This is a genomic window from Leptolyngbya sp. KIOST-1, assembly GCF_000763385.1.
In the GTDB taxonomy this organism is placed as follows: domain Bacteria; phylum Cyanobacteriota; class Cyanobacteriia; order Phormidesmidales; family Phormidesmidaceae; genus Nodosilinea.
Window position 1 is genome coordinate 67829 of the sequence record NZ_JQFA01000004.1, and the last position, 17378, is coordinate 85206.

The following is a 17378-nucleotide window of genomic DNA, read 5'->3' on the forward strand; positions in this document are numbered from 1 at the left end:
AATCTAAAATCTCCCTAACTGCCCAACCGATACCCTTTGCCGTAGACCGTATGAATAATGGGCGGCGTGCCTTTGGGTTCGATCTTGCGGCGCAGTAGGCGCATTTGGGCGGCAACCACGTTGCTGCTGGGGGCCTCCTGATCGCCCCAGACGCCCTGGTAAATTTGCTCGTGGGTGAGCAGCTGGTTGGGGTGGCGCAGCAGGTAGGCCAGCAGGCGGGTTTCTTTATCTGAGAGTTCGGCGGCCTGCCCCTGGCGGTGGGCGAGTTGGTTAGCTTCGTCGAGGGTGAGGTCGCCGTAGGTGAGGCGGGGCGACGGTGGAGCCTCCAGGGTGGGCGATCGCCTGAGCAGCGCCCGCACTCGGGCCAGCAGTTCGCGCAGCTCGAAAGGCTTGACCAGGTAGTCGTCGGCCCCGGCGTCGAGGCCATCGACGCGATCGTTGAGGGTGTCTTTGGCAGTGAGAAAGAGGACGGGAGTGGAGTCGTGGCGCGATCGCACCTCCCGACAAATTTCCAACCCGCTCAGCCCCGGCAGCATCCAGTCGAGAATCAGCAGGTCGTAGCCCCCCTGACTGGCCAGTTCAGACCCCGCTGCGCCGTCGGTAGCCACATCCACCTGGTACCCCTCCCGACTGAGCAATCGGCTCAGCGGGTCAGCCAGTTCTACTTCGTCATCAACCAGCAGAATCTTCATGGTGAAATAGACAGGCATGGATGAAGGCGGCAGTCGTTAATCCCAGAATTCGTCTGCCAGTAGAGCCGCAAGCTCTCGGCTAAACGAATATTCGGCGGGAAACTCGCCCAGAGGGTAAGCGGTTGAGGCCTCTGTTAGGGCATCTTGATACACCTCATCCAGCACGTTTTGAAAGTAGGTCTTAAGGCTGGGCGATTGTTTGAGCAACCGTTTGAGGGCGTTGCGCTGCTCCACAATCGTCAGCTGCCAACCGCGATAGTCATCGGGTGAGTTGACGTAGCAGCGCTTGAGTAAATGGACGAGCAAAACACTGATGCGACTCTCAAGCTCTCGCCTGGCCGACTTACCCAAGTCCTCAATCTCCTCAATCAACCCTTCCCAATCGAGTTGGTCAATGTCTCGCGTTTTCAGACAGGCAACAGTAGCCTCGACCCAGCGGACGAAATCCTCATCGTAAAGCTGATGCAGCGGCGTTTGCAGCGGTGTCTTGGGCATGGCACTAAGGCCAGAGAGAACTATTCATCAGTTTACGCTACGCTGACGGGAGCTTCTCAGCTACAGACAGTCGCCGATCGCCTGATCCAAAATCGCCAGGCCTTCGTCTAGCTCGTCGTAGGTCACCGTCAGCGGCGGGGCGATGCGCCACACTGCGCCCATGCCGGGGAGGGCGGTGATGTTCATGCTCAGCCCTAGTTCCAGGCAGCGGCGGGTGATGGCGGCCCCGGTTTCGGGGTCGGGTTCGCGGCTGGTGCGATCCTTCACCAGTTCTACCCCCATCAGCAGCCCGCGACCGCGCACATCGCCGATTGCCTCGTAGCGATCCTTCAGCTTGAGCAGGCCATCCTTCAAGTAGGTCCCCAGGGTCGTAGCCCGCTCCGCCAAATTTTCGCCCGTCAGCACCCGCAGCACCGCCAGCCCCACCTGGGCAGGCATCGGGTCAGATACGTGGGAGGTGTAGAAAATGAAGCCTTTCTCGTAGCAGTTGGCTTCGATCGCCGCGCTGGTGACGGTTGCCGCCAGGGGCAGGCCGCCCCCCAGGGTCTTCGACAGCGTCAGAATATCGGGCACCATGCCCAGCTGTTCAAAGGCAAAGAAGCTGCCTAGGCGGCCAAAGGCGGTTTGGGCCTCATCCAAAATCAGCACCATGCCCCGCTCCTGGCAGTAGGTCTGCAACCGCTGAAAGTAGCCCTCGGGGGGCACAACCACCCCGCCCGAGCTGAGCACCGGCTCGGCAATGACGGCGGCGTAGGCCCCCACCGACTGGCTATCGACCAGCTCAAAGCCCACCTCCAGGCAGGTCATATCGCACTGGTCCTGGCAGTGGCGAATGGGGCAGCGGTAGCAGTTGGGTGTGGGCAGCGCCAGGTTGCCTGGGATAGTCGGCCCATAGCCCTTGCGGGCCGAGACAAAGGTGCTGGCCCCAGCCCCGGCGGTCATGCCGTGCCAGGAGGCGCTGAGGCCGACCACTTCAAAGCCGCCAGTGTGCAGCTTGGCCATGCGCAGGGCGGCTTCGTTGGCCTCGCTGCCGGTGTTGAGAAACAGGGCCTTTTGCAGGGAGGGGGGCAGGAGGTGGCAGAGGGCATCGGCCAGCTCCACCACCGACGGCGACAGCATGCCGCTGAACAGGTGCAGCACATCCTCACAGGCTTGGTGAATGGCCTGCACCACGTCGGGGTGGTTGTGGCCCAGGGTGGCGCACATCTGCCCGGAGGTAAAGTCGAGAATCTTGCGGCCCTGGCGATCGTAGAGATAGGTGCCCCGCGCCCGCTCAATCAACCGGGGGGTAAAGCGGCCGCCATAGCGCACCAGATGGTGCTCAACAATGTCCCACATCTCTGCTTCTGAGAGACGGGAGGTCCCTGGGAGAGCTTCAGGAGCGGTCTGGGACGGGGCAGGGGTGACATCAGGATTAGAGTCGGGCATGGCGGATCCACAATGATAGGGAAGTTCCCCGAGGACAGCGGGGATACCCGATTGTGTCATATCCCTCAGTCTGTCCAGTTTTTGGCGCGATCGACGGCCTTTGTCCACATCGCAAAGTTGTCCTGGGCTTCGGCCTGGCCCACGCCGGGGTCAAACACGCGATCGATGGGGCGGCTCTCCACCAGGGCGCGGTAGTCGTCCCAGAAGCCTACGGCCAGACCCGCCGCAAAGGCAGCCCCCTGGGCGGTGACATCGAGCACCTGGGGCCGCTCCACCGGAATGCCCAGCACATCGGCCTGGAACTGCATCAAAAAGTCATTGTTGCAGGCCCCGCCATCCACCTTGAGCTGGCGAATGGGGGTACCGGCGTCCTGGTTGACGGCATCGACCACTTCTTTGACTTCGTAGGCGATCGCCTCCAGCACCGCCCGCACCAGGTGCTCGCGCTGGGCACCCCCGGTCAGCCCAAAGAAGGCCCCTCGGGCACCCATATCCCAGTGCGGCGCACCGAGGCCGCTGAGGGCGGGCACGAAGTAGACGCCGTTGTTGTTAATGGCTTTCTGGGCCAGAATTTCGGTTTCGGCGGCGCTGGAGATCAGCTGCAACCCGTCCCGCAGCCACTGAATGCAGGCCCCGGCGGTGAACATGCTGCCCTCGATCGCATAGCCGATCTGGGGATGCTTGGCCTCGCCGGTCGCCGCTGACCAGGCCACGGTGGAGAGCAGCTGGTTCTGCGATCGCACCACCTCATCGCCCGTGTGCGACACCAGAAAGGCTCCGGTGCCGTAGGTGCACTTGAGCAGGCCGGGGCGATCGCAGCCGTGGCCGTAGAGGGCGGCCTGCTGGTCACCAAAAATTGCCGCGATCGGGATTTCGGCCCCCAGAATGGACTTATCGGTGTGGCCAAACACCCCAACGCTGGGCTTGATCGCCGGCATCATGTGGGGCGGAATGCCAAAGAGCTCCAGCAGGGTGTCATCCCACTGGCCGCTGGCGATGTTGAGCAGCATGGTGCGGCTGGCGTTGCTGTGGTCGGTGGCGTGCACCTGCCGCCCAGTCAGGTTCCACAGCACCCAGCTATCCACGGTGCCCGCCAGCACCTGGTCAAAGTCCACCGGCGGGTCAGCCTCCTTTTTGGCCTGCTCTAGCAGCCAGGCTAGCTTGGTGGCCGAGAAGTAGGCGTCGAGCACCAGGCCGGTGCGATCGTAGATTTCTTCGGCTTTGCCCGCCTCCCGCAGCTGGTTACACAGAGGCGCGGTGCGGCGGTCTTGCCAGACAATGGCGTTGGAGAGGGGCCGACCGGTGGCGCTATCCCACAGCAGGCAGGTCTCGCGCTGTACGGTGAGGCCAATGGCGGCAATGTCGGTGGGCTTCAGCCCGGCTTTGGAGATGGCAGACCCCATGGCCCACTCGATCTCGTCCCAAATCTCGCGAGCATTGTGCTCAACCCAGCCCGGCTGCGGGTAGTACTGGGTCAGCTCACGGTAGGCCTGACCTGCGATCGCCCCCTCCCGGTCAAACACAATCGCGCGGTTGCCGGTGGTGCCCAGGTCCAGGGCCATGATGTAGTTAGCAGTCATCGTACCTGTGAGTTTGCAGCGCCAAAAGCTTAGCAAAGCAAGCGTAAACCCGCCCCATCCTTAAGACAGATTTTTAGTTTACGAGCTACTTAGTTTTATTTCTCTAATGCAAATTGGGCAACTAAACTAGCTGTGGATAGGATAGTAAAATTCACCCCTTGAAAATCACCGCCATCACGGATAGCGATCGCGTCTAGATTGCCAAGTACAGCACAGGCTAGCTGTACACCGTCTTCAAAATCAGGCAAATTTAGCTCCAAAGCACGTTGAATGACCTGCGATTCTACTGCGCAGAGGTTAAACCCTCGCAGCAGTCTGGCAATGGCGTCGAGAGCTACCTCTCGGCCCTCAAGCTTACGCACTATGTAAAAAATATTGGTAATTGTGGTCGCTGCGATGTAACCCTGAATTTTTCCGTTTTCAATCAAAGCAAATAAGTCAGTCGCTGATTCTACAAAGGGCTCTCGTTCTAAAATCACATCCAACACAATGTTGGTATCGACTAAAACCTTCATTGATATTTCTCAATCAAGTAATTGGCATAGTCATCGGCAATATCTGAGTCATTGGGGGGGGAACTGGTGGGCTTAGCAATTCCTCTCAACCCAGTCAATGTGCCTCCAGGGACTGGGGATGAAACGGGCTTCTCCCCCTGCTGCTGGACAAACCGGGTAAAGGCAAGCACCAGGTCAGCCTGGTCCTCGGGCAAGGTTTTCACCAGCTCATAGATGGTCTCGGCTGTGCTCATGGCATCTTCGCGACTGCACTTCTCTCTACATCATGCTTCAAACCCTATCCTTCGGCCTTAACCACCTGGAAGTTCGGTATCCCCCTCTCCCAGCGGTTAAGCTCTTGTGAAACAATTTTGATCAATCGCGGGATACTACCTGCCGTTGCGCCCCGACGTTGCGTTTATGAGGCTTGCTCCCTTGAAAGGACTTTGGATACCCCTGAAGCGGCTGCTGGCGACGATCGCCGCCGCGGTGATGATGTGGACGGGGGCGATCGCATCCCCGGCCTATGCCCAATCTCCCACGCCATCTGCTGTGACAGAGGCGATTGGCAACGAAAGTTTTGTGGCCGCTGCCGTGCGCCAGGTCGGCCCGGCGGTGGTTCGCATCGACACCGAGAAAACCATCACTCGCCAGGCGCGGGATCCCATCTATGAAGATCCCTTTTTACGCGATTTCTTCGGCGGCTTCCCGCGACAGCCCCAGGAAGAGCTGCTGCGGGGCCAGGGGTCCGGGTTCATCATCGACAACACCGGCAATATTCTCACCAATGCCCACGTGGTCAACGGGGCCGACCGGGTGGTAGTCACCCTCAAGGATGGCCGCAGCTTTGACGCCGTGGTGGAAGGGGTAGACGAAGTCACCGACCTGGCTGTGGTCAAAATTGACGATGGCGAAGACGATATTTTGCCCGTGGCCACCCTGGGTGACTCAGACCAGGTGGAGGTGGGGGACTGGGCGATCGCGGTCGGTAACCCCCTCGGCCTCGACAACACCGTCACCCTGGGCATTGTCAGCACCCTGAAGCGCACCAGCAGCTCCGTCGGCATTCCCGGCAAGCGGCTGGAGTTCATTCAGACCGACGCCGCCATCAACCCCGGCAACTCCGGCGGCCCGCTGGTCAACCAGCGGGGTGAGGTGATCGGCATCAACACCGCCATCCGCGCCGACGCCATGGGCATTGGCTTTGCCATCCCCATCAATAAGGCCAAGGACATCAAAGACCTGCTGGCCCGGGGCGAAACCGTTGCCCACCCCTACATCGGCGTGCAGATTGCCAACCTCACCCCCGAGCAGGCCCGGCTCAACAACGAAGACATCAACTCCGGCATGTACCTGCCCGAGGTGAACGGGGTGCTGGTGATTCGGGTGTTGGAGGGCACCCCCGCCGCCGCCGCGGGCCTGCGGCGAGGCGACGTGATTTTACAGGTGAATGGTACCCCCATTCGCAGCGCCGACGGGCTGCAAATCAAGGTCGAAAACACCAAAATTGGCGATGCCCTAGAGCTGCAAATTCAGCGCGGTGATCGCCCCCTGACCGTACGGGTTAAAACCGCCGAACTGCGCGAGCAGGCCGACTAGCTCAGCTGCTTTGAAAAACGGTCAGCCTACATCTAAAATCGTCAATCTCAAATTCCCTATTCAGGAGACTCCCCATGTATTCCACCGAAGACACTGGCACCCGCAAAATTCTCTCTGCCGTCAGCCACGGCTCTATTTTCTTCAACGCCCTGGTGCTGTCCGTGGGTGTTCCCATCGCTATTCTGCTGATTTCCAACGATTCAGTCATTAAGGAAAGCGCTAAAGAAGCAATCAACTTTCACATCAATATGTGGGTCTGGTGGGCGATCGCAGGGGTTCTGGCCTGGGTGCTGATCGGCATTCCGCTCCTGTTTGTGCTGGGCATCGTAAATTTCATCATGCCGATCTTCGCTATTTTCCACAGCATCACCAAGCCAGATACCGTGTTCCGCTATCCCCTAATTCTGCGGTTGTTCTAACATGCCGTTAAAACCAAGAACCTGGGCTGCGGTATTGCTGATGATTTCAGGGGTTACCCATGTTATTCAGCTTCAGGTGTACGGGGCTAAATTTCATGTTGTCGGCGCAGTTTTGTTTGGGTTAGCTTACTTTGCGATCGGGGCTCGGCTCCTGCGGCCAGGGCGATCGCCCCTGTGGTGGGGAGCTATCTTACCCAGCATTGGCGGGGTTCTAGGGGTGATTCGCTTCCTAGAACTCCATGCCAACCCATTCACGGTCTTTCATGTTCTGATTGACCTGATTGTGGTTCCCCTGTGTATTCAGCAACTGCGACAGTCTCAACCTTAAAACCCGTTGGTCAGACGACCGTTTAGAAGGCGACCCTAACCATTGAATGTTAGGCTATTTGCCGATCTACCCAGTCCAGCGCTCGGTTCCACGCCCACCAGGGGTCACTGTCCCCGGCCAGGCGTTGACCGGCGCTGCCGTTGTAGTAGCCCACGTGCCCGCCGTAATCGGTCAGCACCAGGTCGATCTTGGCATTGACCGCACAAACTCGCTTCAGGTCGGGAATGATTTCGGGACTAAACAGGGGGTCATCGGCGGCGTAGAGAATCAGGGTGGGAATGGTCAGTTCGGGCATAAAGGGCAGGGGGCTGCTGGCGCTGTAGTAATCTTCTACGCTGGCGAAGCCCAGCCGCCCAATCACCAGTTCGTGGTCAAAGCCCCAGATGCTGTTGGCGCGGTCGATCGCCGCCAGGTCAAAGTGTCCGGGGTGCAGCTGGTGCAGCCGCTGGGCCAGCCGCTTGAGTTCCCGGGCGATCGATCGCTCCAGGTATTTGCCCAATGGGTCGGCGGTCAGGTAGCGCAGCGATCGATTGGAGTCGAGGCTGGGGCACACTACCACCACTCCGCCGATATCCCCCGGCACCAAGCCGCTGTCCGTGGGCAAATCCATTGCGGCTTTGGCCCCCCACAGCGCCAGTTGCCCGCTCAGGGAGTAACCCATAAACCAGAAGGGAGGCGCACAGCCCAAAGCTTTGGCCTGGGCCGCTAGAGCGATGTAGTCATACCCTTCGTACAGGCCGTCGGAAGTTAGGGTGGGGGAGAGTTCAGCGGTTTTGCCGTGGGCGCGCCAGTCAAACATCACCAGGCCGTAGCCTCGCTGGTAGGCCTTGCGGCCCAGAATCTCCAGCTGCCACTGGTCCTCCAGGCTGCCGGTGATGCCGTAGGTGGCAATCACGGTGCCCCTGGTACGGGGAGATACCGCCCAGCGGCCAAAAATGGGCACATTGCCGTGGCCCTTAAAGACATGGTCCTGGTAGCTGACCGGCACCAGATCCGTGTTGTGGGACCAGGTCTGGTTGGTGACCAAAGCCGTATAGAGGGTCATAGCCAGACCATTTTGCAGAAACCAGGGGGGCAGGAAGGGCGGCATAGGGTGGGCAGCACAAAATGGGCGAACACTGCTTTTAGCATTTCAGAGAACCCCGCCCGACACCATCCCCCCACCGAAGAAAAACGTACTATTGATGACAGGCCCTACACCAACTGGCGAGGCACGGGCAACTGGCGAGGCACGGGCAACTGGCGAGGCACGGGGAATGACCAATCCCAACATTCAGAGAGATGTGGTGCGGGTGGGTATGGTGGGCACCGGGTTTGTGGGCCGGCGGCGGGCCGATGCCTTGCAGAAACTGACCACGGCCCAACTGGTCGCTGTGGCGGGGCACACCCCCGCTGAAACGGCGGCCTTTGCAGAGCAGTACAGGGTCGCGGCCCTGGATAACTGGCAGAACCTGGTCACCTACGACGACCTGGATCTGATTGTAGTCTGCCACATCAACAGCGAGCACGGTCCGGTGGTGAAGGCCGCCCTGGAGGCGAACCGCCACGTGGTGGTCGAATATCCGCTGGCGATCTGCGCCGACCAGGCCCAGTCGCTGCTCACCCTGGCCCAGTCCAGGCAGCGGCTGCTGCATGTCGAGCACATCGAGCTGCTGGGGGGCACCCACCGGGCCCTAAAAGCCAACCTGGCGGCGGTGGGGCAGCCATTCCATGCTCGCTACTGCACTCTGGCCCCCCGCCGCCCCGCCCCCCTCACCTGGACCTACTGCCCCCAGCTGTTTGGGTTTCCCCTGGTCGGGGCGCTGTCTCGCCTGCATCGGCTGATTGACTGCTTTGGCCCGGTGGCCCGGGTCTACGGCCAAACCCACTACGGCGGCCATACCCCCGGTCCCGAAGGCATGGACTGCTACCGCACCTGTCTCTGCACCGCCCAACTCACCTTTGCGTCAGGGCTGATCGCAGAGGTCGTCTACGGGAAAGGGGAGGCGCTGTGGCAGGGGGCGCGGCGGCTGGAGGTGACCGGCAGCGAGGGGTATCTGTGTTTGGAGGGCGATCGCGGCACCGTTACCGACGCCCAGGGTACGCGCCCCCTAGAGGTCGGATCGCGCCGGGGGCTATTTGCCGCCGACACCGCCCAGGTCATTGACCACCTGCTGACGGGGCATGCGCTGTACTGCACCCCCGAGGCCAGCCTGTACACGCTCCAGGTGGCGACCTGTGCCCAGCGATCGGCGGAGACAGGGCAGGTGGTCGAGGTGGTCGCTCCCCCGGCTAAGCCTGGCAGTCCGCTGATTGCACCGCCTCAGTGAGGGTTGCCCTGGCTACCGGAGTTGACAGCGAGGCCAGGGTTGATCAAATCATTTGGTAGCGTTGATGACGGCGGGCGTTTATGCCCCTTGGAATCATAGGTCAGCGAACGGGAGTAACAACTATATGACCGTATGTGAGTACAGGCCCGGTTTAGAGGGTGTACCGGCCACCCAGTCGAGCATTAGCTTTGTGGATGGCCAGGCGGGAATTTTGGAGTATCGCGGTATTCCCATCGAAGAACTGGCTCAGCGCAGCACGTTCTTAGAGACGTCCTACCTGCTGATTTGGGGTGGGCTGCCCTCCAAGAGCGAACTGGAAGCCTTCGAGTACGAAATTCGCTACCACCGCCGCCTCAAGTACCGCATTCGCGACATGATGAAGTGCTTCCCCGAGAGCGGCCACCCGATGGATGCCCTGCAGGCCTGTGCGGCGGCCCTGGGCCTGTTCTACTCCCGGCGAGCCCTGGACAATCCGGTCTACATTCAGCAAGCGGTGGTGCGGCTGCTGGCCAAAATTCCCACCATGGTGGCGGCATTTCAGCTGATGCGGAAGGGCAACGACCCGGTGCAGCCCCGCGATGACCTCGACTACGCCGCCAACTTTCTCTATATGCTCAACGAGCGCGAGCCCGACCCGCTGGCCGCCCGCATTTTTGACATCTGCCTCACCCTCCACGCCGAGCACACCATCAACGCCTCCACCTTCTCGGCCATGGTGACGGCTTCGACCCTGACCGACCCCTACGCCGTGGTGGCCTCGGCGGTGGGCACCCTGGCGGGGCCGCTCCACGGCGGGGCCAATGAAGAGGTGATCGAGATGCTGGAGCAGATCGGTTCGGTGGAAAACGTGCGCCCCTACGTGGAGCGCTGCATTGCCGAAAAGTCTAAAATTATGGGCTTTGGCCACCGGGTCTACAAGGTCAAAGACCCCCGCGCTACCATTTTGCAGGGGTTGGCCGAGCAGCTGTTCGAGAAGTTTGGCCAGGACGAGTACTACGCGATCGCCCTGGAGATGGAGCAGGTGGTCTCCGAAAAGCTTGGGGCCAAAGGCATTTACCCCAACGTGGACTTCTACTCGGGCCTGGTCTACCGCAAGCTGGGCATCCCCACCGACCTGTTCACGCCGATCTTTGCGATCGCCCGGGTGGCGGGCTGGCTGGCCCACTGGAAAGAACAGCTGGGCGAAAACCGCATCTTCCGGCCCACCCAGATCTACACCGGCCCCCGCCATCAGACCTACGTGGACCTCGCCAATCGGCCTCAAATTTGGGATAAACAGGGATTTGCAGTCTCTTTGCCCTCCTATGAGGCTCCTTAGCCCTGGGGCGGCCACACGGTCGTAAGAGTGCCCAGATTCGAAAAAATAAATACCTCCTGATGGGTCAGACCCCTCTGGGCACTCTCTCCTTCAGCAGAGATCATTGATTTAGTGACGATTTTCAGGAACTCCTGCCCCTCTGGCGCTTGCGTCGGGGGGCTTTTGTTTGGGGGGTATTGGGTGTCGGGTGTCGGGTGTCGGGCCGCCCCTAAAACCTGACACCTAAAACCTGACACCCCCCTTCCCTCACCCCCCAACCGTAGCCCACACCATCCCCAGCAGCCCCGCCAACCCCACGTAGTAGACCACCACTGGCAGAAGCTGACGCATCAGCAGTCCTTCGCGGCCCAGCAGTCCCACCGTCGCCGCTGCCGCCACCACGTTCGAGACGCAAATTACGTTGCCCGCCGAGGCTCCCACCGTTTGCAGGGCCAGAATGAGCGCTGGCGGCGTGGCGATATTCTCTGCCACCCCAAACTGAAACAGCGAAAACATCATGTTGCTGACGGTGACGCTGCCAGCCACAAAAGCCCCAATTAGCCCCACTCCAGCGGCGAACAGCGGCCAGACTCCTCCCGCCAGGCCCGACATGCCCTCCGCCAGGGCGATCGGCATGCTGGGCAGCCCGGCACCATTGACGTCTGAGTTGATGAAGACCCGCGCCATCAGCACAGCGGCCCCCAGCGCCAGGGCGGTTTTTTGCAGCACGGGCAGCGATCGCCCCAGCGCCTGGCCCAAATCCCCAGGCTTCATCTGGTGCAGCCCGTAGGTGATCGCCACCACCAGCAAAAACATGGTACCCGGCAGGTAGAGCGGGGCAGAGGCCGCCGTGATGGTGGTGCCAAAGATCCCGGTCCAGGCGACCCGTGCCCCTTGGAGCCAGCCCTTCAGCGGCAGCTGCGACAGCCGAGACAGCACCAGCAGCACGCCGAGCAGGACGTAGGGCAGCCATGCCTTGACCACGGTCATACCCGCTGGGGGTGACGGCAACGTAGGCACGACACTACCCGACCAGCTCTCGGGCCAGCTCTCTGGGGGCGGAAAATCCCAGGGGCGCTGAGGCTGGAGCCAGCCCAGGCGAATCAGGGTGACGACGATAGCTAGCCCCACCAGTCCACCGATCATCGACGGAAATTCGGGCCCCAGGAAAATGGCTGTCAGGCTGTAGGGCACGGTAAAGGCCAGGCCCGCCACCAGGGCAAAGGGCCACAGCCGCCCCTCGACCCGCCCCCGACCCCGAGCAAAAATCCGGCTGATCATCATCACTAGCAGCAGCGGAATAAACGTGCCGATCGCCGCGTGAATCAGAGCCGCCCGGCTGCCCACCTGGGCGATGAACTCATTCAGGCCCAGGTTCTGGGCAGTCAGGGCCGCCTCCACCGCCGTCGCTCCCCCCAGGCCCGCATCCATGCCAAAGATCAGCGGAGTGCCGACGGCCCCAAAGGTAGAGGGCGTGCTTTGAATGATCAGCGCCGCCAGCACCGCCGCCAGGGCCGGGAACCCCACCGCCACCAGCAGGGGCACGCAGACCACCGCCGGGGTGCCAAACCCCGATGCCCCCTCAATAAAGCTGCCAAACAGCCAGGCGATCACGATCATCTGCACCCGGCGATCGGGCGACAGGGCCAGCAGGCTCTGGCGGATCACCGCGATCGCCCCCGACGCCAGCAGCACATTCAGCAGCAAAATCGCCCCAAACACGATGAAGAGAATCTCGGCGGCGATCGCCAGCCCCTGCACCAGCGAAGCCGCAATGTAGCTAAAGGGTACCTGCCACGCTAGCACCGCCACCAGCGCCGTCGCCACCAGCGCCCCCGGCATCGCCTGACTGGCCGGACGCCGCGCCACAACCAGCAGCAGAAACACCGTTGCGATCGGCAGCAGGGCAATGAGGAAAGTCAGCATGGAACGTCGTGGGGTGGAGTGTTGTCAGGATTGTAAAGGGATGGGGATGCGGATGAGGTAGGTGGTGAAGGCGAGGAGTAATACCCACCCATCCGCCCACCCACTATCCTCACTAATACCTTCACCCAAGAATTCCAATGAATCCTGCTTCCTAGCTCCGGTGGATCGCGAGAGATGACGGTAGAATCTAAACAACTGTTTTTTCCTCGCTAGAGTCAACCGTACCGTTGCTAAGGACTGGCCGATGAACCAAGGAATTGACCTACAGGGTAGTTTTGTCAACGCCCTAGTTGACCTGGGCTTGCCTGCCGGGGCAGCAAAAGCCCTATGGCTACCCCTGCCCATGGTGGTCATTTTGGTTGGGGCGACCGTAAGCATTTTTGTAACGGTATGGCTGGAACGAAAAATTTCCGCCGCGGCCCAACAGCGGATTGGGCCCGAGTTTGCCGGACCGCTGGGCACGCTTCAGGCGGCGGCGGACGGCATCAAGCTCATTTTCAAAGAAGACATTACTCCCGCCAAGGCCGACCGGCTACTGTTTACGCTGGGGCCTGCGATCGTTGTGATTCCGGTCTTCCTGTCTTACCTGATCGTACCCTTCGGCCAAAACCTGGTGATTACCGATATTGGCGTCGGCATCTTTCTGTGGATTGCTCTGTCCAGCATCGCTCCCATTGGGCTGCTGATGTCGGGCTATTCCTCCAACAACAAGTACTCTCTGCTAGGGGGCTTGCGGGCGGCAGCCCAGTCGATTAGCTACGAAATTCCCATGGCCCTGGCGGTGCTGGCCGTGGTGCTGATGTCCAACAGCCTCAGCACTATCGACATCGTCAACCAGCAGTCGGGCTACGGTATTTTGGGCTGGAACATTTGGCGACAGCCCGCCGGGTTTTTGATCTTCTGGATTGCCGCTCTGGCAGAGTGTGAGCGTCTGCCGTTTGACCTGCCCGAAGCTGAGGAAGAGCTGGTGGCGGGCTATCAGACCGAATACACCGGCATGAAATTTGGCCTGTTCTACGTGGGCTCCTACGTCAACCTGGTTCTATCGGCGCTGATTGTCTCCATTCTGTACCTGGGTGGCTGGGAGTTCCCCGTCTCCGTGAGCTGGCTGGCCGGCCTGCTGGGGGTCAGCGAAACCACCCCCTGGCTCCAGGTGATCACCGCCTCGGTCGGCATCATGATGACGTTGTTTAAGGCCTACGCTCTGGTGTTTATTGCGGTGCTGCTGCGGTGGACCATGCCCCGCGTGCGCATTGACCAACTGCTTGATTTTGGCTGGAAGTTTTTGCTGCCGGTTTCTCTGGTCAACCTGCTGCTGACCGCGGCCCTCAAGCTCACCTTTCCGGTGGCCTTTGGCGGCTAGTGCAGAGCCGCTGCTTTAACCTAAGTCTAGGGGTGAGTAGTTTTTGTCGAGGCTCTAGGGCTTTTTCTGCGAACTTTCACCCACTCCCCTGTAAAACTCTGGAGGCTTCCCCATGCTGGGTTTTCTAAAACAAGTCGGCGACTATGCTAAAGAAAGCTTACAGGCGGCCAAATACATTGGCCAGGGGCTGTCTGTAACCTTTGACCACATGAGCCGTCGTCCGGTGACGGTGCAGTATCCCTACGAAAAGCTGATTCCGTCTGAGCGGTTTCGGGGACGTATTCACTTCGAGTTTGACAAGTGCATTGCCTGCGAAGTGTGCGTACGAGTATGCCCGATCAACCTGCCCGTGGTCGATTGGGAGTTTGACAAGACCACTAAAAAGAAAGACCTCAAGCACTACAGCATTGACTTCGGGGTCTGCATTTTCTGCGGCAACTGTGTGGAGTACTGCCCCACCAACTGCCTTTCCATGACCGAGGAGTACGAACTGGCCAGCTACGATCGCCACGAGCTGAACTACGACAACGTAGCCCTGGGACGCCTGCCCTACAAGGTCACCCAAGACCCAATGGTGACTCCCCTGCGGGAACTGGCCTACCTGCCCAAGGGTGTGCTCAGCCCCCATGACCTGCCAGCCAACGCGCGACGGGCGGGGCAAATGCCTCAGGAAATTCTGGAGGCGGAGCAGGCCAACTCTAAGCCAGATGCCAAAGCCGAGACCTCAGCCTCTGAGTAAGTACCGTGGTTTTGGTTCCGTGGTACATTCGCCTAGGCTACCACTGTTGCAACAGCTCGATTTAACACCAGGAGATTAGAACTGTGACGCTAGCGGAAGGGGTACAACTCGTTGCCTTTGGTCTACTGACCGCCATGACGCTGGGGGGTGCCCTGGGGGTCGTGCTGTTGGACAACATTGTCTACTCAGCGTTTTTGTTGGGGGGTGTATTTACTAGCATGGCTGGTCTATACATCCTGCTCAACGCCGGGTTTGTGGCGGCAGCCCAGGTGCTGGTCTACGTGGGCGCGGTCAGCGTGCTGATTCTGTTTGGGATCATGCTGGTGAACAAAGAGCAGCCCTTCATTCCCATGAAGCGGGCCTGGCTGGGCAGGGTCGCGACAGCTGGGGTCTGTGCGGGGCTATTTGCGCTGCTAGCGGCATCGACCCTGAGCACGCCCTGGGCCATCTCCGGTGAAGTGCCCAGCGGCGATATGGCTACCGTAGCCATTGGTATTCACTTTTTTACCGACTACTTGCTTCCCTTTGAGTTGGCCTCCGTGCTGCTGCTGATTGCGCTGATTGGAGCGATCGTGCTGGCGCGGCGAGAGTTCATTCCCGATGCCGCCCCTGGGGAAGCTGCCTCGGAGGCGCTACAGTTGCCCGAGCGCCCCCGTGAGTTGGTCTCTGCTTCTTCGCTGGCCGACACCGAACGTTAGCTTTAGGGAAAAATCCTCAGGGTTTGTTTCTGGCGATCGCACAGACAACCGGCCACGCACCCAAGCAACCCTGGGATCTCCCAACGTCCCCACTCCCCCACCCTCGTTTTTCAGCCATGCAACTTGAGTACTTTTTGCTAGTCGCCGCCGCCCTGTTTTGCATCGGGGTCTACGGTCTGGTAACCAGCCGCAACGTAATTCGGGTGTTGATGTCCATCGAGCTGATGCTGAACGCGGTCAACCTGAATTTAATGGCTTTTTCCAACTACTTAGACCCGGCGGGCATCAACGGCCAGGTGTTTGCGGTGTTTGTCATTAGCATCGCGGCGGCGGAGGCGGCGGTGGGACTGGCCATTGTGCTGTCCATCTACCGCAACCGCGACACGGTGGATATGGAGCAGTTTAATCTGCTGAAATGGTAGGCGAACCCTCGGAGTCGCTAGCCTTTCGGTTGTAGGGGAGGCGATCGCTTCCCCTACAGCTGTTTGAGACACCGACGATGTTGCTATGCTCTAGTGAATACTGAGGGTAGACTAACCGCCGCCGTCCTGAGCTGCATTGAGCCTGTCCCCTGCTCTCTCCATTCACGGCCTCTTGTTGTGCAACTTGAGCAAGTCATCATCGTCCATAAAGCCGGCAATCGGCTGAGCCAGAAGTGGGCCGAAAAATGTGCCCACGAGCTAGAAGCCTTGGGTAGCAAGGTGTTGCGAGGCCCCAGCGGTCCCAAAGACAACCCCTATCCCGTTTTCTTGGCTTCGGTCAGCCAACCCATCGATCTGGCGATTGTGTTTGGCGGCGACGGCACTGCCCTCACAGCGGCTCGCAACTTGGCCGCCGAGAACATTCCTATCCTGGCCGTCAACATTGGTGGTCACCTGGGCTTTTTGACTGAAAGTTCCGAGGAGATGGACAATACCGAGGCCGTGTGGGAGCGCCTGCTGAGCGATCGCTTTGCGGTACAGCGGCGAATGATGCTGCAGGCCCGCATCTACGAGGGGCACCGCACCAACCTGGACCCGGTCAGCGAGGTGTATTTGGCCCTCAATGAAATGTCGATCAAGCCCGCCTCCCCCGATCGCATGATTACCTCCATGCTGGAAATGGAGATCGACGGCGAGGTGGTCGACCAGTACCAGGGGGACGGCCTGCTGATCAGCACCCCCACCGGATCTACCGGCTACACCGTGGCGGCGGGCGGCCCGATTATTCACCCCGGCATGGATGCCATTGTGGTGACGCCAATTTGCCCCCTCAGCCTGTCAAGTCGCCCAATTGTGCTGCCGCCTGGCTCGGTGGTGAGCGTGTGGCCCCTGGCCGACCCCGACCTGACCACCAAACTATGGACCGACGGCGTTTTGGGTACGGCGATTTGGCCGGGGCAGCGGGTCGATGTGCGCAGCGCCGAGGCCATGGCCCACTTCATTATTTTGCGGCAGGACCACTCCTACTACGGCACCCTGCGCAACAAACTCAGCTGGGGCGGTACCCGGATCAGCTACAGCGACAACCATAGAAACTGATCAGGAGCTGTGGCGATCGCGCTGAATGTCGTAGATCGCTTTTTCCCAGCACCACTGCTCGCTGTGGTTGGGGTTGCGCAGCTGCACCTGCTCCACCAGACGCTCGGCCACGGCCCGATTTCCCCCCACCAGACGCAGCAGCTCTCGTTCGGTGCGGCTGCGGACGGGACGAGTCGGGGCTGTGGCGGGGGCCGTGGTGCGATAGCCTCTGGAAGGACGACGGGGCTGGCGACGTTTGAGCCAGAAAATCAGGGTAACGAGCAGCGCGATCGCCAGCAGTAGAGATAGATCCATCGGTCGGTTAAAAAATTGCAGCGTTCAGTTCAAGCAGCGGGGCAGGGTACTGAGCCCCAGCCCCATTCGGCGAGTCCAGGGCCGTGCCGGAAGGCTACCGCCCGTTCCTATTCCAGGCCCGTGCCTATTCCAGGATAAACAAGTTCCAGACTGGCCTCCTTGCCAGCATCCCCGGCGACTCGTGCCATTAAACCGCC

The 17378-nt window shown here is 60.4% G+C and carries 19 protein-coding genes; 10 read left to right on the top strand and 9 right to left on the bottom strand.

The window, feature by feature from the left end:
• Nucleotides 1-14 precede the first annotated feature (14 nt).
• The 6 genes from rppA to NF78_RS31895 form a co-directional block, all read right to left on the bottom strand.
• Nucleotides 15-692, bottom strand: coding sequence for a two-component system response regulator RppA (gene rppA / locus NF78_RS17390; protein WP_035993131.1), 678 nt, complete (start codon nt 690-692; stop codon nt 15-17).
• Nucleotides 693-728: 36 nt separating this feature from the next.
• The gene (locus tag NF78_RS17395) at nt 729-1187 is read right to left on the bottom strand and encodes a DUF29 domain-containing protein (RefSeq protein WP_052050692.1); all 459 of its coding nucleotides are present in this window, start codon (nt 1185-1187) and stop codon (nt 729-731) included.
• Nucleotides 1188-1247: 60 nt separating this feature from the next.
• Nucleotides 1248-2615: an aspartate aminotransferase family protein gene (locus NF78_RS17400; RefSeq protein WP_081972742.1), complete on the bottom strand. Its 1368-nt coding sequence runs from the start codon at nt 2613-2615 to the stop codon at nt 1248-1250.
• A gap of 65 nt (nt 2616-2680) precedes the next feature.
• Nucleotides 2681-4195 (bottom strand): glycerol kinase GlpK, encoded by a 1515-nt coding sequence (gene glpK / locus NF78_RS17405; RefSeq protein WP_035990343.1) that lies wholly within the window; start codon nt 4193-4195, stop codon nt 2681-2683.
• A 95-nt stretch (nt 4196-4290) separates the two neighbouring features.
• Nucleotides 4291-4710 carry a PIN domain-containing protein gene (locus tag NF78_RS17410; RefSeq protein WP_035990344.1) on the bottom strand — a complete coding sequence of 140 codons (420 nt, stop codon included), beginning with the start codon at nt 4708-4710 and terminating at the stop codon, nt 4291-4293.
• Nucleotides 4707-4943 (bottom strand): hypothetical protein, encoded by a 237-nt coding sequence (locus tag NF78_RS31895; protein WP_035990346.1) that lies wholly within the window; start codon nt 4941-4943, stop codon nt 4707-4709. The genes NF78_RS17410 and NF78_RS31895 overlap by 4 nt, the downstream gene beginning before the upstream one ends.
• Nucleotides 4944-5124: 181 nt before the next feature.
• Between NF78_RS31895 and NF78_RS17420 the strand changes: the two genes are divergently transcribed.
• From NF78_RS17420 to NF78_RS17430, 3 genes are all read left to right on the top strand, one after another.
• Nucleotides 5125-6288 (top strand): HhoA/HhoB/HtrA family serine endopeptidase, encoded by a 1164-nt coding sequence (locus NF78_RS17420; RefSeq protein WP_318655486.1) that lies wholly within the window; start codon nt 5125-5127, stop codon nt 6286-6288.
• 74 nt (nt 6289-6362) lie between these two features.
• Entirely contained in the window at nt 6363-6707 is a 345-nt protein-coding gene (locus tag NF78_RS17425) for a DUF4870 domain-containing protein (RefSeq protein WP_035990347.1), read from the top strand.
• A gap of 40 nt (nt 6708-6747) precedes the next feature.
• On the top strand, nt 6748-7035 hold the full coding sequence (locus NF78_RS17430; RefSeq protein ID WP_156119860.1) for a hypothetical protein: 288 nt from the start codon (nt 6748-6750) through the stop codon (nt 7033-7035).
• A 49-nt stretch (nt 7036-7084) separates the two neighbouring features.
• Here NF78_RS17430 and NF78_RS17435 read toward each other — a convergent pair whose 3' ends face one another.
• Complete coding sequence (locus NF78_RS17435; protein ID WP_035990350.1) at nt 7085-8125, bottom strand: YheT family hydrolase; 1041 nt, start codon at nt 8123-8125, stop codon at nt 7085-7087.
• Between the two features lie 166 nt (nt 8126-8291).
• Between NF78_RS17435 and NF78_RS17440 the strand changes: the two genes are divergently transcribed.
• Both NF78_RS17440 and NF78_RS17445 read left to right on the top strand, forming a co-directional pair.
• Nucleotides 8292-9344: a Gfo/Idh/MocA family protein gene (locus NF78_RS17440; protein WP_052050693.1), complete on the top strand. Its 1053-nt coding sequence runs from the start codon at nt 8292-8294 to the stop codon at nt 9342-9344.
• Nucleotides 9345-9468: 124 nt separating this feature from the next.
• The gene (locus NF78_RS17445; protein ID WP_052050694.1) at nt 9469-10662 is read left to right on the top strand and encodes a citrate synthase; all 1194 of its coding nucleotides are present in this window, start codon (nt 9469-9471) and stop codon (nt 10660-10662) included.
• 246 nt (nt 10663-10908) lie between these two features.
• On the opposite strand, the gene NF78_RS17455 is transcribed toward NF78_RS17445, so the two are convergent.
• Entirely contained in the window at nt 10909-12567 is a 1659-nt protein-coding gene (locus NF78_RS17455) for an L-lactate permease (RefSeq protein ID WP_052050695.1), read from the bottom strand.
• A 244-nt stretch (nt 12568-12811) separates the two neighbouring features.
• Here NF78_RS17455 and nuoH point away from each other — a divergent pair, with 244 nt between their 5' ends.
• From nuoH to NF78_RS17480, 5 genes are all read left to right on the top strand, one after another.
• Nucleotides 12812-13930, top strand: a complete 1119-nt coding sequence (gene nuoH / locus NF78_RS17460; protein WP_035990353.1) for an NADH-quinone oxidoreductase subunit NuoH — start codon at nt 12812-12814, stop codon at nt 13928-13930.
• Between the two features lie 115 nt (nt 13931-14045).
• Nucleotides 14046-14669, top strand: coding sequence for an NAD(P)H-quinone oxidoreductase subunit I (gene ndhI / locus NF78_RS17465; protein ID WP_225885426.1), 624 nt, complete (start codon nt 14046-14048; stop codon nt 14667-14669).
• Between the two features lie 83 nt (nt 14670-14752).
• Nucleotides 14753-15367 (top strand): NADH-quinone oxidoreductase subunit J, encoded by a 615-nt coding sequence (locus NF78_RS17470; protein ID WP_035990357.1) that lies wholly within the window; start codon nt 14753-14755, stop codon nt 15365-15367.
• Nucleotides 15368-15483: 116 nt separating this feature from the next.
• Nucleotides 15484-15789 carry an NADH-quinone oxidoreductase subunit NuoK gene (nuoK, locus tag NF78_RS17475; RefSeq protein ID WP_035990360.1) on the top strand — a complete coding sequence of 102 codons (306 nt, stop codon included), beginning with the start codon at nt 15484-15486 and terminating at the stop codon, nt 15787-15789.
• 177 nt (nt 15790-15966) lie between these two features.
• A complete protein-coding gene (locus tag NF78_RS17480; protein WP_035990362.1) occupies nt 15967-16887 on the top strand; it encodes an NAD(+) kinase in 921 nt (306 codons plus the stop codon).
• Here NF78_RS17480 and NF78_RS17485 read toward each other — a convergent pair whose 3' ends face one another.
• Nucleotides 16888-17181 carry a hypothetical protein gene (locus NF78_RS17485; RefSeq protein ID WP_035990364.1) on the bottom strand — a complete coding sequence of 98 codons (294 nt, stop codon included), beginning with the start codon at nt 17179-17181 and terminating at the stop codon, nt 16888-16890.
• Between the last annotated feature and the right edge of the window lie 197 nt (nt 17182-17378).

Bases quoted from the DNA above. Each gene is read 5' to 3' on its own strand.
- rppA (WP_035993131.1), bottom strand. From the start codon at position 692: ATGAAGATTCTGCTGGTTGATGACGAAGTAGAACTGGCTGACCCGCTG.
- NF78_RS17395 (WP_052050692.1), bottom strand. From the start codon at position 1,187: ATGCCCAAGACACCGCTGCAAACGCCGCTGCATCAGCTTTACGATGAG.
- NF78_RS17400 (WP_081972742.1), bottom strand. From the start codon at position 2,615: ATGCCCGACTCTAATCCTGATGTCACCCCTGCCCCGTCCCAGACCGCT.
- glpK (WP_035990343.1), bottom strand. From the start codon at position 4,195: ATGACTGCTAACTACATCATGGCCCTGGACCTGGGCACCACCGGCAAC.
- NF78_RS17410 (WP_035990344.1), bottom strand. From the start codon at position 4,710: ATGAAGGTTTTAGTCGATACCAACATTGTGTTGGATGTGATTTTAGAA.
- NF78_RS31895 (WP_035990346.1), bottom strand. From the start codon at position 4,943: ATGAGCACAGCCGAGACCATCTATGAGCTGGTGAAAACCTTGCCCGAG.
- NF78_RS17425 (WP_035990347.1), top strand. From the start codon at position 6,363: ATGTATTCCACCGAAGACACTGGCACCCGCAAAATTCTCTCTGCCGTC.
- NF78_RS17430 (WP_156119860.1), top strand. From the start codon at position 6,748: ATGATTTCAGGGGTTACCCATGTTATTCAGCTTCAGGTGTACGGGGCT.
- NF78_RS17435 (WP_035990350.1), bottom strand. From the start codon at position 8,125: ATGCCGCCCTTCCTGCCCCCCTGGTTTCTGCAAAATGGTCTGGCTATG.
- NF78_RS17440 (WP_052050693.1), top strand. From the start codon at position 8,292: ATGACCAATCCCAACATTCAGAGAGATGTGGTGCGGGTGGGTATGGTG.
- NF78_RS17445 (WP_052050694.1), top strand. From the start codon at position 9,469: ATGACCGTATGTGAGTACAGGCCCGGTTTAGAGGGTGTACCGGCCACC.
- NF78_RS17455 (WP_052050695.1), bottom strand. From the start codon at position 12,567: ATGCTGACTTTCCTCATTGCCCTGCTGCCGATCGCAACGGTGTTTCTG.
- nuoH (WP_035990353.1), top strand. From the start codon at position 12,812: ATGAACCAAGGAATTGACCTACAGGGTAGTTTTGTCAACGCCCTAGTT.
- nuoK (WP_035990360.1), top strand. From the start codon at position 15,484: ATGCAACTTGAGTACTTTTTGCTAGTCGCCGCCGCCCTGTTTTGCATC.
- NF78_RS17485 (WP_035990364.1), bottom strand. From the start codon at position 17,181: ATGGATCTATCTCTACTGCTGGCGATCGCGCTGCTCGTTACCCTGATT.